The organism is Brevibacterium sediminis, assembly GCF_024895295.1.
Classification (GTDB): Bacteria; Actinomycetota; Actinomycetes; order Actinomycetales; family Brevibacteriaceae; genus Brevibacterium; species Brevibacterium sediminis.
In genome coordinates, this window is record NZ_JAHQRN010000004.1 from 475,592 (window position 1) to 491,588 (window position 15,997).

Here is a 15,997-nt window from a genome sequence, read left to right on the forward strand (position 1 = left end):
GAAGACCCCGATGCGCGATGGCCGTCCCCTTCTCAACTTCAAGTCCGCACGGGTCAAGCAGCCTCCTCAGCATCTGGCCGATATGACGATGGACGAACGCGTCGACGCGGTCAAGGAGATGGGACTGCCCGCGTTCCGGGCCAAGCAGATCTCCACCCACTACTTCAGCCACTACGTCACCGACACCGAGGCGATGACGGACCTGCCCAAGGACAAACGGGCAGAGATCCAGGAACGGTTCTTCCCGCACCTGCTCACCGAAGTGCGCCGCCTGCGCACCGAGAACGGCGACACCATCAAGTTCCTGTGGCGCCTCTTCGACGGAGCTCTCGTCGAATCAGTGCTCATGCGCTACCGCAACCGTGTCACCCTGTGCGTGTCCAGCCAGTGCGGCTGCGGAATGAACTGCCCGTTCTGCGCCACCGGCCAGCAAGGTCTGACCCGGAACATGTCCACGGCCGAGATCGTCGAACAGGTCGTGCGCGCCAACCAGGTCATCGCCGCCGGCGAACTCGCCGAAGCCCCGAAGTCGGATATGCCCGGTGCCGGAGAGACCGCGCTCGGCGCGGAAGCCGACGAAGACGAAGCGGCGGGAGAAGCCGGATTCGACGGGGAGGCCACGGCCGCCTCGGCGAATGGCCCCGAACGGGTCTCGAACATCGTCTTCATGGGCATGGGCGAACCCCTGGCCAACTACAAGCGAGTGATGAACGCGGTGCGCCGGTTCGTCGGACCGAGCCCCGAAGGACTGGGCATGTCGGCCAGGCGGATCACGATCTCCACGGTCGGACTCGTGCCCGGCATCAACAAACTCGCCGCCGAAGACATCCCCGTCACGTTCGCCCTCAGCCTCCACGCACCCGATGACGAACTGCGCGATGAGATGATCCCGGTCAACACGCGCTGGAAGGCCGATGAGGCCATCGACGCCGCCTATAACTACTACCAGGTGACCGGACGGCGGGTGAGCATCGAATACGCGCTCATCAAGGACATGAACGACCACGCGTGGCGTGCGGAACTGCTGGCCAAGAAGCTCAACGCCCGCGGACGCGGCTGGGTCCATGTCAACCCGATCCCGCTCAACCCGACTCCGGGCTCGGTGTGGACGGCCTCGGAACCGGACGTTGCCGACGAATTCGTCCGCCGCCTCATCGATCAGGGCATTCCGACGACGATCCGCGACACCCGCGGATCCGATATCGACGGCGCCTGCGGACAGCTCGCCGCAGCCGACTGATCGACGCCCGTTCGGCAACTGCGGACCGCGGCAACGCAATTGCTGCGGCTTCCATCTATTATGGTGGAAACACCACAGCCACTCGCTTCTGGAGGAGACATGGCGGACACGACTTTCCCTCGAATGTCCGGTTGGAAGAACGGATACGACCCCAAGCAGGTCGACAGCTTCTTCAAGCGTGCACGTGAGTCCTTCGAACGGCCGACGCCGCAGCCCGGCGACCTCGACTCCCGGGCGGTGCGCACGGTCGGTTTCGATCTCGTCCGCAAGGGCTACCACGTCGCCGTCGTCGACGCCGCGCTCGACCGTCTCGAAGATGCATTCGCCAAGCAGGCCCGAGACCGTCTGATCGCGCAGTCCGGGCAGGACGCCTGGGTCTCCGAGCTCACCCGTGTGGCCGCGTCGCTGCGGGGTCGACTGGTCCGTGAACCCGGTGAGCGCTTCGACAATCCTCCTCCCGGAGTCATCGGCTACGACATCACCCAGGTCGACGACATGTGCGACAAGGTCAACTCGTACTTCACTCAGGGCGTGGCGATGAGCGTCGACCAGGTCCGCCGCGTGCTGTTCAAGACCGCAAAAGGCAAGAAGGCGTACAACGAGGACCAGGTCGATGCGTTCATCGACCGCGTCGTCGAAGTGATGGCTTCCGTTGACTGATTTCCACTACTTCGCGGTCCCGACCGCGACCGATCCCGGCACGCTCAACCCGGTGTACGAACTCCTCGACTTCCCGATCGCGATGGGCAAGGCCGAAGACATCGTGCTGACCGGACCCGCTCCGGAGAAACCGCTCGTCGACGGCCGGGAAGTCACGGATCCCCGCCTGGTCAAGGCCCTGTCCGTTCCCGTCGAGCTCGACCGCGCCGAGGTGCTCGACCGCAGTTCGAAGCTCGCCGGAGTGCTCCGTGCCATGGGCGTGGTTCCGGAATCCGGTGCCCGGCTCACCTTCGCCGAGGATGTCCCGCCGTTGGCGCGGGCGCTCGGTGTGTTGGCTGCCGCCCGGATCGGGCTCATCGTCGATCTGCGAGCAGGGGCTCCGTCTGACTCTGCCTCAGACTTGGTGGTTCTTCACACCATCGCTGCAGAACCGATCGAGCCGGGGCGTGCCTCCGTGCGGGTCACCCGGTCGCGTTTCGAAGGCGTCGGAGTGACGATCGGCTCCGAGACCGCGAACCTCGACCAGGCGATGCGCGACTCCCGCGTCGAATTCGCCGCAGTAGTGCCGCTCGACCCGCAGCGCACCCTGGTGCTCACCGATGACGGTGATCTTGAGGCGGGTACGAGCCTCGACTGGTACCGCACCGAGGTCCTCTCTGCTTCCTGAGCCAGGGACGCCTGAGGAATTCGACGCCGACGATGGTGTCGACGTTCCGGCTTCCGCGGATCCGCGGTCTGCTGAATCGCGTTCTGCCGAGACGGTGTCTGCTCTGCGTGCGGCGGGCTGTGTCTTCGCCGAAGACGAGGCGGCGATCCTTCTTGAGGCGGCTGCCGGGCATGTCGTCGCCGGCTCCGCGCCTGCCGTCGGGGGTTCTGAGCCGAAACTCGATGAGCTGGTGGCTCGCCGTGTTACCGGTGAACCCCTCGAGCAGATCGTCGGCTGGGTCGACTTCTCCGGGATGCGTTTGAGTGTCCGGCCGGGAATGTTCGTGCCACGGCAGCGAACGGCTCTGCTCGCCGCGTATGCGGTGTCCGCGGCCCGACGGATGACGGACTTACGAGGGTACGGGGCGGAGACGGACTCACGAGGGAATGGAACAGAGGCAGACGCTGGCGTCACTGCTGTGCGGCCTGTTGTGCTCGAAGCATTCTGCGGGGTCGGGCCGGTCGCCTCGGCGGTGGCGGGCAAGGTGCCGGGAGTCGATCTTCACCTCGGTGATGCGCAGGTGGGAGCCGTGCGATGTGCTGTGGAGAATGTCGAACGTTGTTTCCAGTCGGGGGACACAGCGCAGGTGGGGGACTCCGCACAGGTGGGGGAGTCCGGCACCATCGTGACGGGGCATGTCCTCGACTGTCTCCGCGGATTGCCCGACACGCTGCGGCGGTCAATCTCTGTCATCGCGGCCGTGCCGCCGTACGTTCCTGAAACGGCAGCGGATTTCCTGCCGCATGAGGCCCTCGACTTCGAACCGAACAGCGCTCTTTTCGGCGGATATGACGGACTCGACTTCGTCCGTCGACTCATCTCGGAGTCGTTGGACTGGCTGGCCCCTGCCGGTGTGCTGCTCATCGAACTCGGGCTGGGCCAGGTTGCAGAGGCCTCCGCGTACGCAGCCGAGCGGGGGCTGGAAGCCCAGAGCCACCTCGGCGAGGATGACCAGACGGTCGTGCTCGAACTGCGTCGTGGAAACTGACAACGGCCGGCTGAGATCGGGTGATTTCAGCCGGCCGGCTGCGTACCGACTGGTTCGAAGTGCGGGCGCGGGGCGCGAAGTCTGTGCGTCAGCACTTTGAACCAGCCGGTGACTGCAGATACAGCACGCCCGCCGAACCTCAGCAGGATCGGCGGGCGCTGACTGTGTTCAGCGGAGGGCGGGTGCCCTGCGCACTGGCTCAGTTCGCGAAGGCGTTGATTCCGGTCATCGTCCGACCCAGGGTCAGCTGGTGCACCTCGTGCGTGCCTTCGTAGGTGAGCACTGTCTCGAGGTTGACCGCGTGACGCAGCGGCGGGTACTCGCTCGTGATGCCCGACCCGCCGAACAGGGCGCGCAGGTCACGGCAGACGTTCATCGCGGTGTCGACGTTGACCATCTTGCCCAGGCTGATCTGCTCGGGACGCACACCCTTCTCGGAGTCCTTGAGCTTGCCCAGGTGAGCGGCGAGCAGAGTGATCTGCGAGTACTGGCCGAAGGCCTTCGCCAGCTTCTGCTGAGTGATCTGGAACGACGCCAGAGGACGATCGAACTGCACGCGGGTGCCGGTGTACTCCAGTGCGGAGAGCAGCGCGTCGCGGGCGGCGCCGGTGACGCCGAAGACGATGCCGTAGCGGGCCTCGGACAGGCAGGACAGGGGCCCCTTGAGTCCCTTGGCCTTCGGCAGCATCGCATCCTCGGGCAGGCGGACGTTGTCGAGGACGATCTCACCGGTGATCGACGCACGCAGCGAGATCTTGCGGTGGATCTCCGGGGTCTGCACACCCTCGGTGTTCGAGGGGACGACGAAGCCGCGGACGACGTTCTTGCCCTTGTCGTCGACCTCTTCGGTCTTGGCCCACACGACCATGACATCGGAGACCGGGGAGTTCGTGATCCACATCTTCGCGCCGTTGAGGATCCAATCGGATCCGTCCTTCTTCGCGGTCGTCTTCATCCCCGACGGGTCGGATCCGACATCGGGTTCGGTCAGCCCGAAGCAGCCGATGGCCTTGCCGGCGGCCATCTTCGGCAGCCATTCTTCCTTCTGTGCTTCCGATCCCCAGTGGTGGATGGCGAACATCGCCAGCGAGCCCTGCACGGAGACGAGGGAGCGCAGACCGGAGTCGACGGCTTCGAGCTCGCGGCAGGCCAGTCCGTACTGAGTCGCCGTCGAACCGCCGCAGCCGTAGCCGTCGAGGTGCATGCCGAGCAGCCCGAGCTCGCCGAGTCCTTCGGCCAGTTCCCGGGCGGGGATGGTGGCGTCGAGGAAGTAGTCGCCGATCTTCTCCCGGACGTTCTCGTCCAACCATTTCTTCACGATCGATGCGAATTCGAGGTCATCGGATTCGAAGACCGAATCCAGTCCAAGAATGTCGTCGGGGCTCAGCGTCTTGCTCATATCCATCTCTTTCGCCATTGATTGTCTTCATTCACAGTTTTACCGGAACCCGGTGGAAGGTCGGTGTCCCGAAGCACTACAGATGACCAGGTTCCGCTAGGCGACACACGTGTCCGTGTCGAGTCATTTCCCAGAGAACTTTGGCATCATCGGTTGGCGTGAGTAAACGTGGTTTCATTGTAGTCGGCTCAACCGGTTCGGTCGGCACCCAGGCCCTTGATGTCCTCGCCGAACACCGGGACGAGCACGCGATCATCGGCTTGGCCGCGGGGTCCCAGCTCGACCTTCTGCTCGAGCAGGCCCTCGATTTCCACGTCCCCGTCATCGGGCTCACGACCCCACCCGCCGGAGGCGAGGCCGAGGTGCGTGCGCGACTGACCGAGCTGGCTGCCCAGCGGGGGACCGCCGATCCTGTCGAAGCCATCCACCTCGGGGACGATGCCGCCGAGGCGGTCGCGGGCTTGGCCGCCGATATGGTCCTCAACGCGATCACCGGTGCCGCCGGTCTCGGCGCGACCCTGGCCGCCCTCGAACGCGGCACGGACGTGGCCCTGGCGAACAAGGAATCCCTCATCATCGGCGGGTCCATCGTCCTCGACGCCGCTCGTGCCTCCGGGGCCCGCCTGGTGCCGGTCGACAGTGAGCACTCCGCCATCGCCCAGGCGCTGCGCGCCGGCACGCACGGTGAAGTCAGCAAGCTCATCATCACCGCGTCGGGCGGTCCCTTCCGCGGCATGACCCGTGATGCCCTGCGTCGAGTCACCCCCGCCCAGGCGCTCAACCATCCCACCTGGTCGATGGGGTCGATGATCACCATCAACTCTGCGACCCTGGTCAACAAGGGCCTCGAAGTCATCGAAGCCCACCTGCTCTTCGACATCGACTTCGACCACATCGAAGTCGTCGTGCATCCTCAGTCGCAGATCCATTCGATGGTCGAGTTCGCCGATGCCTCGACGATCGCGCAGATCTCCCCACCGGATATGCGCCTGCCGATCTCCTATGCGCTGGGCACCCAGGACGATGGAACGACGAAGCGACTGACTTCGAGGGCCGTTCCGCACAATTGGGGCCAGCCCATGCACTGGTCGTTCGAGCCGGTCAACCATCTCGCCTTTCCTGCGCTCGGTCTGGCTATCGACGCCGGCAAGAAGGGCCGCAGCTACCCGGCCGTGCTCAACGCTGCCAATGAGGAACTCGTCGCCGCATTCATCGCCGGAGACATCGCCTTCACCGGAATCGACAAAGGCCTGTCCCGAGCTCTGGCCGCTCACGAACCGGCGGCCGAACACACTGTGGAGACCGTGCTGGCCGCCGACGCCTGGGCCAGGGACTTCGCTCGCGCCGACGTCGCCGAACAGAACGGGGGCCGCCGATGACAGTTGTGCTCTACATCGTCGGGATCATCCTGTTCCTCATCGGCATCTCGATCTCGATTGCGCTGCACGAACTCGGCCACCTCACCCCGGCGAAGAAGTTCGGGGTGAAAGTCACGCACTATATGGTCGGCTTCGGACCGACCCTGTTCTCCTTCCGCCGCGGTGAGACCGAGTACGGCATCAAAGCGTTCCCCCTCGGTGGGTTCATCGCGATGCCGGGAATGTATCCGCCCGAGGAGGCGACGAAGTCCCTCTATGAGACCGCCGACGCTGCGCAGAAGGGCGGCACGGCCGCCGGCGTCGACGGCGGGATCGACGGCACGTCGGGCCGCCTCGGCGAACCGGGCGCTGCGCTCGACTCGACGGGCAGAGAAACCTCGGGCCGCCTCGGCGAGGGGATGGATGACGGTGATGCCGCTCCGCTGCGCCGGGACCGCAAGAAGCGGAAGGGGCGGCTGTTCGAAGACACGATGGCCGATGCCCGGGAGTTCTCGAACCAGGAGATCGCGTCGGGGGAGGAGCACCGGACGTTCTATGCGCTCAGCGTACCCAAACGCCTCGTCGTCATGTTCTCCGGTCCCTTCGTCAACCTCATCCTGGGCATCCTCATCATGGGGATCTCGCTGCTGGGCATCGGTGTGGTCACTCCGACGACGACCGTCCAGACCGTCGTCGAATGTGCGGTGCCCGCGTCCGAAGCGCAGCAACGGCCGGCCTCGGAGCAGAACACCTGCCGTCCCGACGATCAGCTCACCCCCGCGTGGGAGGCTGGGATCAAACCGGGTGACGAGATCACCTCGATCGCCGGCGTCGAGACGAAGGACTGGGACCAGCTGTCCTCGGTCATCAAGGAACATGCAGGCGAACGAGTCGATGTCGACTTCATCCGAGATGGTCAGGCCCAAACGGTGACCGTGCCGATCATCGCCACCGAACGGCCGAAGGTCGACGATGCAGGCAAGGCCGTGCTCAACCCGGACGGAACTCCGCAGACCGAGACCCAAGGATTCTTCGGCGTCGGACCCGTCCAGGAACGTCAGTCCCTGCCGCTCGCGGAGTTCCCCGGCGCAGTGTGGGACCAAGTCTCCGGAGTCTTCCACGCGATCATCACCCTGCCGGTCAAACTCGTCGACATCGGCGAAGTGGCCGTCGGCACGAAGGACCGCGACGCCGAAGGACTCGTCGGCATGGTCGGCGTCGGCCGCATCGCCGGTGAGATCGTGTCCACCGACCAGATCGACGTCGTCGACAAGGCACAGATGGGGCTGGGCATGCTCGGCTCGCTCAACATCTTCCTCTTCGCGTTCAACATGATCCCGCTGCTGCCCCTCGACGGCGGACACATCGCCGTGGGTCTCTACGAAGGTGCGCGCCGCCGCATCAACCGGTGGCGCGGCCGCGGACTGGTCGGTCCCTTCGACACCGCGAAGCTGCTGCCGCTGACGTACGTGTGCATCGGGCTGATGCTGTGCATGACGGCGCTGCTCGTCTACGTCGACCTCGTCAAACCCATCACCCTCGACGCGATCTTCAACTCCGGCGGTTAGGCCGGGTCGTTCCGGTGGATGGGCCGGGCCGGGCTCTGGCAGTTAGACCGGACATGCAGTTTGGGCGAGTGGGTTCACGGGCCGGCGCGAGCTATCGAACTCAGGCACTGAGGGTGATCGTCTGCACCTCGCCGAGGTGATTGAGGCCGACCGTGATCGTGGCGTTCTCATCTGCTGTGCCCGGCACTGTGACCACTCCGCGCAACGGGGAGACCATCTCGAGGTCCGCCTCGGTGAGAGGACGGTCGATCTGCTTCTCCGCCCGCCACCGCGCGAAGCGCTCCCGCCTCTCTTCGCGGGGTTCGTCGAGGTCCATGTTCATGGAGAAGATCGCCTCGGCGACGGTGTCGTCGAAGTCGTTGACGAGGTTCGCCGCAGCCATCACGGCATCGATCTGGGGTTGGGCGGCGGGATAACGGGGCACCGGCGCCGAGGTGGCCCGACGTTCCAGCCGGGTGCCCTGTCGTCCCGTGGCCGCCGCCCAACCGAGGTCGAGCGCGTCCTGGACGACGCGCTGCGCCGGGTAATAGGTCGTATTGCCGAGCACGACGAGGCTGAGCCCCAGATCGGGGAACCAACGCATATGTGAGCCGTATCCTGGGTAGCCGCCGGAATGGCAGACGATGCGGCCGAAACGTGTGTCCAGACGAGTCTCGAGACCGTATCCGTAGCTGAGCGTCTCCGCGTGGTGGTCGCTCGTCTGGACCTCCATGATCCGTCGTGGCTGCTGGTTGTCGGTCAGTATCCGCGACCAGGAGCCGGAGGCATAGGAGTCCATGCGTTCGAGGGCATCGAGATGCGCGTCCATCCATGTGCCGATGTCGTTCACCGTGGAGATGACCCCGCCGATGGGGGAGAAGACCCCGGGGCCGGTGAGTTCGGCCGGGTGGAGGCCGCCGCCCAGGTCGACGCGGAACCCGGTCGCCAAGTTCGGGAAGTCCGTGTGGTCGAAACCGGTGCGCGTGAGCTTCAGGGGATCGAAGATCTCAGTGGACACGAGTTCGGTGAACGCACTGCCTGTGACCGCCTCGGCGACCATGCCGAGAAGCGCATAGCCGAGGTTCGAATACTCATAGCCGGTGTCGGCGGGCGCGCAGGCGATGGCGCCGCGGTGCAGCCAGTCGGTGAGCTCGGCCGGAGTCATCGCCTCCATCCGGTCCGCCCACGGGTCGTCCTTGGTGAAACCGGTGCTCATCGTCAACGCCTGCCGGCAGGTGCGGTCGGCGATGGCCGTATCGGTCAGTTCCGGGAGCAGGGCGCCGAAGGAAGCGTCGAGATCGAGTCCGTCGGCGGCGAGGAGCCCGATGGCTGCGGCGGTGAAGGACTTCGTCATCGAAGCGATCCGGTACGGAACGTCGCCGTTCACGGTTCGGGCGGGGCCGCCTCGGCGAAAGATTCCCCATGCCAGAGATCCACCCTGGTCGTCGAGCTTCTGTGCTGCGGCCTCGAGAGCCGCAGTCACCGTCTCGACATCGGGTTCGACGAATCCGGGTGTGCTCACAGGGCTGCTCCTTCGCGCAGACGTCAGGTCACCTTCACACTACCGTCAGCCGGTGACACCGGATCGGGACCAGTGGGCCGTGGCGTGGTGCGGGCGGAGTCGAGGTCGCGCGGGGGCCGCCCGGGGTGCGCCGGTGGACTGTTCGGGGTATGCCCCGTGGACGGACAGTTCTGTGTCAGTGGGAGGTCCTACAATGGTGATGGTTCGCACAATCCGGGTCCCGCATCGGCGCCGGCTCGGACATTGTGGCTGGTCAACAGCCTGACTGAAGGGATCCTTCGTGACATCGGTCAATCTCGGAATGCCCGCACCGCCGCCTCCCGTGCTCGCTCCGCGGAGGAAGACGAGGCAGATCAATGTCGGAAAGGTGGGGGTCGGATCCGAGTCCCCGGTGAGCGTGCAGTCGATGACGACGACGCAGACGACGGACATCAACGGGACCCTGCAGCAGATCGCCGAACTCACCGCCGCCGGCTGCGATATCGTGCGCGTGGCCTGTCCCACCGCCGACGATGCCGCGGCTCTGCCGATCATCGCCGGCAAATCCCAGATCCCTGTCATCGCCGATATCCACTTCCAACCCAAATACGTCTTCGCCGCCATCGACGCCGGCTGTGCGGGAGTGCGCGTCAACCCCGGCAACATCCGCAAGTTCGACGACCAGGTCAAGGAGATCTCGAAGGCCGCCGCCGAGGCGGGCGTGTCCATCCGCATCGGCGTCAACGCCGGGTCCCTGGACAAACGGCTGATGGAGAAATACGGCAAGGCCACGCCCGAGGCGCTCGTCGAATCCGCGCTGTGGGAGGCCTCCCTGTTCGAAGAACACGGATTCTATGACTTCAAGATCTCCGTCAAACACCATGACCCGGTGATCATGGTCCGCGCCTATGAGCTGCTCGCCGAGCGCGGCGATTGGCCGCTCCATCTCGGCGTCACCGAGGCGGGGCCCGCCTTCCAGGGCACGATCAAATCCGCCACCGCCTTCGGACACCTGTTGGCCGAGGGCATCGGAGACACCATCCGAGTCTCCCTGTCCGCGCCTCCCGCCGAGGAGGTCAAGGTCGGCAACCAGATTCTCGAATCCCTCAACCTGCGGCCCCGAAAGCTCGAGATCGTCTCCTGCCCGTCCTGTGGGCGAGCGCAGGTCGACGTTTACACGCTGGCCGAACGCGTCACCGCCGGACTCGAAGGCATGGAGGTGCCGCTGCGAGTGGCCGTCATGGGCTGCGTCGTCAACGGCCCTGGTGAGGCCCGCGACGCCGACCTCGGCGTGGCCAGCGGCAACGGCAAGGGCCAGATCTTCGTCAAGGGCGAGGTCATCCGAACCGTGCCCGAATCCGAGATCGTCGAGACGCTCATCCATGAGGCCAACCGCATCGCCGAGGAGGCCGCGGGGCAGCCATCGGGCGCTGCGTCGGGGCCGCCTGAAGTGACCGTCGGCTAGGTGCGATACCTTGTGAGGACGAAGAGTTTCATGGTCCAGTCGTTGGCCCATGCTGACGGCTGAGAAAGAGTTCAGGGGCACATGGCGCTGAGGATCGCACGACTGGAACATCAGCACACCCGGTGGCTGACGGACCTGCTTGCGCGCAACCCCTGCGAGAACGTCTACCTCATCTCCCTGCTCGAAGTCACGGGCACCGCCCGTCTGGGCTCCCCGGCAGGCACGCTGTACGGAATCTTCGATGGTGACCGGCCCGTCGCCGCCTACTGGGTGGGCGGCAACATCATCCCGGTCGCAGCGACTCCGGCGACGAATGAGGTGCTCGCTCGCAAACTCAATGCCGACGGTCGCGTGTCCTGCTCACTCATCGGCAGCCGGTCCGTCATCCTCGACCTGCAGCAGCGACTCAGTTGGGGCCGAGCGCGTGGAGTGCGTGAACGGCAGCCGCTGTTGGCCATCAGCTCGGATCCGCTGGTCACTCCCGATGAGCATGTGCACCGGGTGACCCTCGATGACCTCGGTGCGGTGTTTCCCGCCAGTGTGGACATGTTCACCAAAGAGGTCGGATTCTCACCGATCGAGGACGGCACCGCCGGGTACCTGGCGCGGGTGCGCGGGATCATCCGCGGCAAGAACTGCTACGCCCGGATCTCCTCCACCCTGCCCCAAGGCGGTGCGGTGCCGCGGTGGCCGGCCGAAGAGCAGGACGAACAGGTGCTGTTCAAGGCCGATATCGGCATCCGTGCCCGCCGCATCGTCCAAGTTCAAGGAGTATGGGTCCATCCCGCAGTGCGCAATCAGGGTCTCGGGGCAGCGGGCATGGCCGCGGTCGTCCAGCGCACGCGTGACAAAGGCCATTCCACGGTGAGCCTGTATGCCAATGACTACAACGAGACGGCGCTGCGCATGTATGCCCGCGTCGGCTTCGAACAGGTCGGCACCTTCGCCACCGTCATGTACTGAGCTCTCGGCGGATCAGTCGCGGCGGTTGCGCGACTGAGGTTTGGCCATATCGCCGAGGAACTTCTCCATCTCCCGGCGGTCCTTCTTCGTCGGACGCCCCAGCCCTTTGTCTCGCCGGGGCACGAATCCGCGCAGCGCCGGATCGGGCGGGGGAGTGAGGTCCTCATAGCACTGGACGGCGATGGAGGCCTGCATCCTCGTGGGGATGAAACCGGTGATCTTCCAGATGAATTCGGACCCGGCCTTGCGCACACGCACCTCTTGGCCGATGCTCACCTTCTGCGCGGCCTTGACGCGCTGACCGTCGACCTGCACATGCCCGCCGCGGCAGGCCTGAGTGGCGAGATTGCGGGTCTTGAACATCCGCGTCGTCCACAGCCACACGTCGACGCGCATGTGCTTTCCGGCATCGCGGTTGATCTCGGTCATCAGCGATGACCGTCCGAGAAATTCGTGCCGGACGAGGGCATCCCCGCATCGGCACCATCGGGGTCCTGTATCCGGGAGTCGGCGCGCAGCGCCAGTGCCGAGCGCCGGGTGAAAGTCTGCGCGGGACGCCCTCGCCCCTGGCTGACGGCCTCCCCGGTGGGATCGAGCAGCGGCAGCATGGTGCGGCGGAACGTATCTGCCTGGAGGCTCTCCCCGGCGACGATCTCGTGGAGCTCGCGCAGCTGCCGCAGCGAGAACTCCTTCTCCAGGAGCCCGAAGGGATCCGGGGTGCGTTCGTGGAACGCCCGCAGTCGGTGCACGGCCACGCGCACGATCTCCTGATGCTCGGCGCTGAGCTCGCCGACATCGTGGACGGGCACGAGCTTCCGCCTGTGGACGGGGGAGTCCGGGTGATCGGAATCCGATTCGGCAGGATCAGGGTCGGCCGCCTCGGGGAGGACCGCCTCGGCGGGGGAAGATTCCGTCACCTGCGCCGGAGCATCCGCCACGGCCGCCTCGGTGGGATCGTCCTCCTCGGCGAGTCCGACATCGGAGGCGGAGAGAACATCGAGGTGGGCCACGGAGATCACCCAGCCGCGATCATCGCGGTCGGGTTGGTCGAACACGTGCAGCTGGACGGGGGCGCGGTCGACCAAACGAGCCTTTTCGCGCAGACAGCGGGCGACCGCCTCGGCGAGGCGTTCCTGCGGACGCAGGATCGACCCGGGCAGCTGCCATACCCCATCTCCTGGATGGGTCATGAGAACATGCAGGCCACGGCCGGGCACGGGGCAGAGGACCGCGGTGTCGACCGCGACCGAGGGCCGCGGGAACTGCGTGAGTTGGCTGGGATCAGGCATGCTCTTCGTATCGTTCGGACTCGTCATTTCAGCGGGGACCGGGCGGGGACCGGACGGCCCCGACCGATGCCGGGCTTCGGTGCTGCAGCCACCAGTCTAATTCTCTTCCCGCAGGTGACGAATCCGCGCCCGCTCCGATTCCCTCCGGCTCGCCCGCGTGCGATAGTGTTCGATCTGAGTCTTGACAAGTTGAGGAGATATACCCATGGCCCTGCGCATGTCGTCCCTGTTCGTGCGAACCCAGAAGGAAGACCCGGTCGGCGCCGAGGTGGCCAGCCACAAACTGCTCCACCGTGCCGGATACATCCGCAGGTCAGCACCGGGAATCTACACGTGGCTGCCGCTGGGACTGGCCGTGCTCGGCAAGATCGAAGCCATCGTGCGCGAAGAGATGGCGCTCGCCGGCTCCCAAGAGGTCCACTTCCCGGGCCTGCTGCCCGCCGATCCGTACAAGAAGTCCGGCCGTTGGGAGGCCTTCGGTCCCGACCTCTTCCATCTCAAGGACCGCCGCGAAAACGACTACATCCTCGCCCCCACGCATGAGGAGGTCTTCACCCTTCTGGTCAAGGACCTCTACTCCTCGTACAAAGACCTGCCGCTGTCGATCTACCAGATCCAGACCAAATACCGCGACGAAGCTCGCCCCCGCGCCGGACTGCTGCGCGGACGCGAATTCATCATGAAGGACGCCTACTCTTTCGACATCGACGACGCCGGACTCGACGCCTCCTACGAGGCCATGCGCGTGGCCTACCTGCGGGCCTTCGCCCGCCTCGGCCTGCCGTGCCTGCCGGTGAAGGCGACCCCGGGTGCCATGGGCGGCTCCGGAACAGAGGAGTTCATCTACCCCTCCGAGGTCGGGGAGGACACGTTCGTGAAGTCGCCCGGCGGATATGCCGCAAACGTCGAGGCCGTGACCTCGATCGTCCCCGAGGCGATTCCCTACTCGCAGTCGCCGGCCGCGCATGTCGAGGACACCCCCGACACCCCGACCATCGAGACCCTCGTGGCAGCCGCGAACGCCTCGCACCCGCGCTCCGATCGTGAGTGGACGGCCTCAGACACGCTGAAGAACGTCGTCTGCGCCGTCACCCACCCCGACGGCACTCGCGAGATCATCGTCATCGGCCTGCCCGGCGACCGCGAAGTCGACCTCGACCGGGCCGCCGGCACCGGAATGCTCGGCGACGGTGAGGTCGACCTCGAAGCCGCGACGGCTGAGGATCTCGCCGCCCATCCGGAGCTCGTCAAGGGTTACATCGGACCCGGCAACTCCCTCGACGCGCCGGTTCTCGGCCTCGAATCGCCCTCGAAGATCCGCTACCTCCTCGACCCTCGCGTCGTCGACGGCACCCGCTGGATCACTGGAGCCAATGAGCCCGGACGCCACGTCTTCGACCTCGTCGCCGGACGGGACTTCACTGCCGACGGCACCATCGAAGCCGCCCAGGTCGTCCTCGGCGATCCGGCACCGGACGGCTCCGGTCCGCTGGAGCTGGCCCGCGGTGTCGAGATCGGTCAGATCTTCAAGCTCGGCCGCAAGTACGCCGAGTCCCTCGACCTCAAGGTGCTCGACCAGAACGGCAAGGCGACGACCGTGACCATGGGCTCCTACGGCCTCGGCGTCACCCGCGTCATGGCCTGCATCGCCGAAGAATACCATTCCGAGGACGGCCTCCTGTGGCCCCAGCACCTGGCCCCGGCCGATGTGCACATCATCGTCGCCGGCAAGGGTGAGGAGATCGCTCAAGCCGCCGAGAAGATGATGACCGAACTCGAGGCCGAAGGCATCAGCGTCCTGCTCGACGACCGCAATAAGGTCTCGCCCGGGTTCAAGTTCGCCGATGCCGAGCTCATCGGCATTCCTACCGTCATCGTCGTCGGCCGCGGTCTGGCCGACGGCGTCGTCGAGGTCCGCGACCGTCTGGCCGGGGAGAAGTCCGACCAGCCCGTCGCCGAGGTGGTTCCTGCCACCGTGGCACGTGTGCGTGAGGCGTACGCGAAGGCTGCAGCCGTAGCCGACGCGGCGATCAGCGCCGACCAGAACGCCTGAGCCGCCTCGGTGTTCGAAGCCCTCGCCGGAGGAATCGATGTCACCTGGACGATGGTCCTGTGGCTGCTCGCTGCGGGAGTTCTGGCCGGGTGGATCGATGCCGTCGTCGGCGGGGGCGGACTGATCCAGCTGCCCGCGCTGCTGCTCGTGCCGGGGATGAGCCCCGTGCAGGCGGTCGCGACGAATAAGATCGGGTCGATTGCGGGCACGACCGCCTCGGCGGTCACCTATCTGCGCAAGATCACCCCGGACCGGTCGGCGACGATTCCGGCCGCGGCCTCGGCGTTCTTGGGTGCCGTGCTCGGGGCGAAGCTCGCGACCTTGGTGCCCAGCGAGGCTTTCACCCCGATCATCCTGCTCGCGCTCATCGGGGTCGGGATCTTCACCGTCCTCAATCCGAGCCTCGGCGCCGATGCCACGCTGCGGTTCGGGGAAACGTCGAAACGCCACCATGCCTTGTCGTGGCTGATCGGGCTCGTCATCGGCGTCTACGACGGAGTGCTCGGGCCGGGGACGGGATCGTTCCTCGTCATCGCCTTCGTCTCGATCATCGGATTCTCTTTCCTGCAGGCCTCGGCCACGGCGAAGGTGATCAACTGGGCGACGAACTTCGGAGCGCTCGTCTACTTCATCCCCGACGGTCAGGTCGTCTGGTTGCTGGGTCTGATCATGGCCGTCGGCAATGTCACCGGCGGGATCTTCGGTGCGCGCACCGCGCTGGCGAAGGGCTCAGGGTTCGTCCGCGTCGTCTTCGTCATCGTCGTCTCCGCGTTGATCCTCAAACTCGGTTTCGACTTCATCTCCACCCTCATCCACTAATTGCTACCT

General features: G+C 65.8%; 14 protein-coding genes. 10 read left to right on the forward strand and 4 right to left on the reverse strand.

Annotated elements, in window-relative coordinates; translation table 11 throughout:
- Positions 1–10 precede the first annotated feature (10 nt).
- The 4 genes from rlmN (at position 11) to KTJ89_RS12180 (ending at position 3,594) form a co-directional block, all read left to right on the forward strand.
- Positions 11–1,240, forward strand: coding sequence for a 23S rRNA (adenine(2503)-C(2))-methyltransferase RlmN (gene rlmN / locus KTJ89_RS12165; protein ID WP_374990280.1), 1,230 nt, complete (start codon positions 11–13; stop codon positions 1,238–1,240).
- Between the two features lie 99 nt (positions 1,241–1,339).
- Positions 1,340–1,900, forward strand: a complete 561-nt coding sequence (locus tag KTJ89_RS12170) for a DivIVA domain-containing protein (protein ID WP_025777300.1) — start codon at positions 1,340–1,342, stop codon at positions 1,898–1,900.
- Positions 1,893–2,567, forward strand: a complete 675-nt coding sequence (locus KTJ89_RS12175) for a hypothetical protein (protein ID WP_259357909.1) — start codon at positions 1,893–1,895, stop codon at positions 2,565–2,567. The genes KTJ89_RS12170 and KTJ89_RS12175 overlap by 8 nt, the downstream gene beginning before the upstream one ends.
- 94 nt (positions 2,568–2,661) lie before the next feature.
- On the forward strand, positions 2,662–3,594 hold the full coding sequence (locus KTJ89_RS12180; RefSeq protein WP_259357910.1) for a class I SAM-dependent methyltransferase: 933 nt from the start codon (positions 2,662–2,664) through the stop codon (positions 3,592–3,594).
- A gap of 199 nt (positions 3,595–3,793) precedes the next feature.
- Here KTJ89_RS12180 and KTJ89_RS12185 read toward each other — a convergent pair whose 3' ends face one another.
- A complete protein-coding gene (locus KTJ89_RS12185; protein WP_092017334.1) occupies positions 3,794–4,993 on the reverse strand; it encodes an acyl-CoA dehydrogenase family protein in 1,200 nt (399 codons plus the stop codon).
- Between the two features lie 158 nt (positions 4,994–5,151).
- Between KTJ89_RS12185 and dxr the strand changes: the two genes are divergently transcribed.
- Positions 5,152–6,372, forward strand: coding sequence for a 1-deoxy-D-xylulose-5-phosphate reductoisomerase (gene dxr, locus KTJ89_RS12190; RefSeq protein ID WP_181272030.1), 1,221 nt, complete (start codon positions 5,152–5,154; stop codon positions 6,370–6,372).
- Positions 6,369–7,919: a M50 family metallopeptidase gene (locus KTJ89_RS12195; RefSeq protein ID WP_259357911.1), complete on the forward strand. Its 1,551-nt coding sequence runs from the start codon at positions 6,369–6,371 to the stop codon at positions 7,917–7,919. Before dxr ends, KTJ89_RS12195 begins: the two co-directional genes overlap by 4 nt.
- A 100-nt stretch (positions 7,920–8,019) precedes the next feature.
- Here KTJ89_RS12195 and KTJ89_RS12200 read toward each other — a convergent pair whose 3' ends face one another.
- Positions 8,020–9,420, reverse strand: coding sequence for a serine hydrolase domain-containing protein (locus KTJ89_RS12200; protein WP_259357912.1), 1,401 nt, complete (start codon positions 9,418–9,420; stop codon positions 8,020–8,022).
- Positions 9,421–9,700: 280 nt separating this feature from the next.
- On the opposite strand from KTJ89_RS12200, the gene ispG reads away from it, so the two are divergent.
- Positions 9,701–10,864 (forward strand): flavodoxin-dependent (E)-4-hydroxy-3-methylbut-2-enyl-diphosphate synthase, encoded by a 1,164-nt coding sequence (ispG, locus tag KTJ89_RS12205; RefSeq protein WP_139468794.1) that lies wholly within the window; start codon positions 9,701–9,703, stop codon positions 10,862–10,864.
- Positions 10,865–10,945: 81 nt separating this feature from the next.
- Positions 10,946–11,827: a GNAT family N-acetyltransferase gene (locus KTJ89_RS12210; RefSeq protein WP_139468793.1), complete on the forward strand. Its 882-nt coding sequence runs from the start codon at positions 10,946–10,948 to the stop codon at positions 11,825–11,827.
- Positions 11,828–11,839: 12 nt separating this feature from the next.
- Here KTJ89_RS12210 and KTJ89_RS12215 read toward each other — a convergent pair whose 3' ends face one another.
- The gene (locus KTJ89_RS12215; protein ID WP_139468792.1) at positions 11,840–12,256 is read right to left on the reverse strand and encodes an Hsp15 family ribosome-associated heat shock protein; all 417 of its coding nucleotides are present in this window, start codon (positions 12,254–12,256) and stop codon (positions 11,840–11,842) included.
- Complete coding sequence (locus KTJ89_RS12220; RefSeq protein WP_229664182.1) at positions 12,256–13,116, reverse strand: NUDIX hydrolase; 861 nt, start codon at positions 13,114–13,116, stop codon at positions 12,256–12,258. The genes KTJ89_RS12215 and KTJ89_RS12220 overlap by 1 nt, the downstream gene beginning before the upstream one ends.
- Positions 13,117–13,321: 205 nt before the next feature.
- Between KTJ89_RS12220 and KTJ89_RS12225 the strand changes: the two genes are divergently transcribed.
- Together KTJ89_RS12225 and KTJ89_RS12230 are read left to right on the forward strand one after the other, a co-directional pair.
- Positions 13,322–15,169 (forward strand): proline--tRNA ligase, encoded by a 1,848-nt coding sequence (locus tag KTJ89_RS12225; RefSeq protein ID WP_259357913.1) that lies wholly within the window; start codon positions 13,322–13,324, stop codon positions 15,167–15,169.
- A gap of 51 nt (positions 15,170–15,220) precedes the next feature.
- The gene (locus KTJ89_RS12230) at positions 15,221–15,988 is read left to right on the forward strand and encodes a TSUP family transporter (RefSeq protein WP_259357934.1); all 768 of its coding nucleotides are present in this window, start codon (positions 15,221–15,223) and stop codon (positions 15,986–15,988) included.
- Positions 15,989–15,997: the final 9 nt, after the last annotated feature.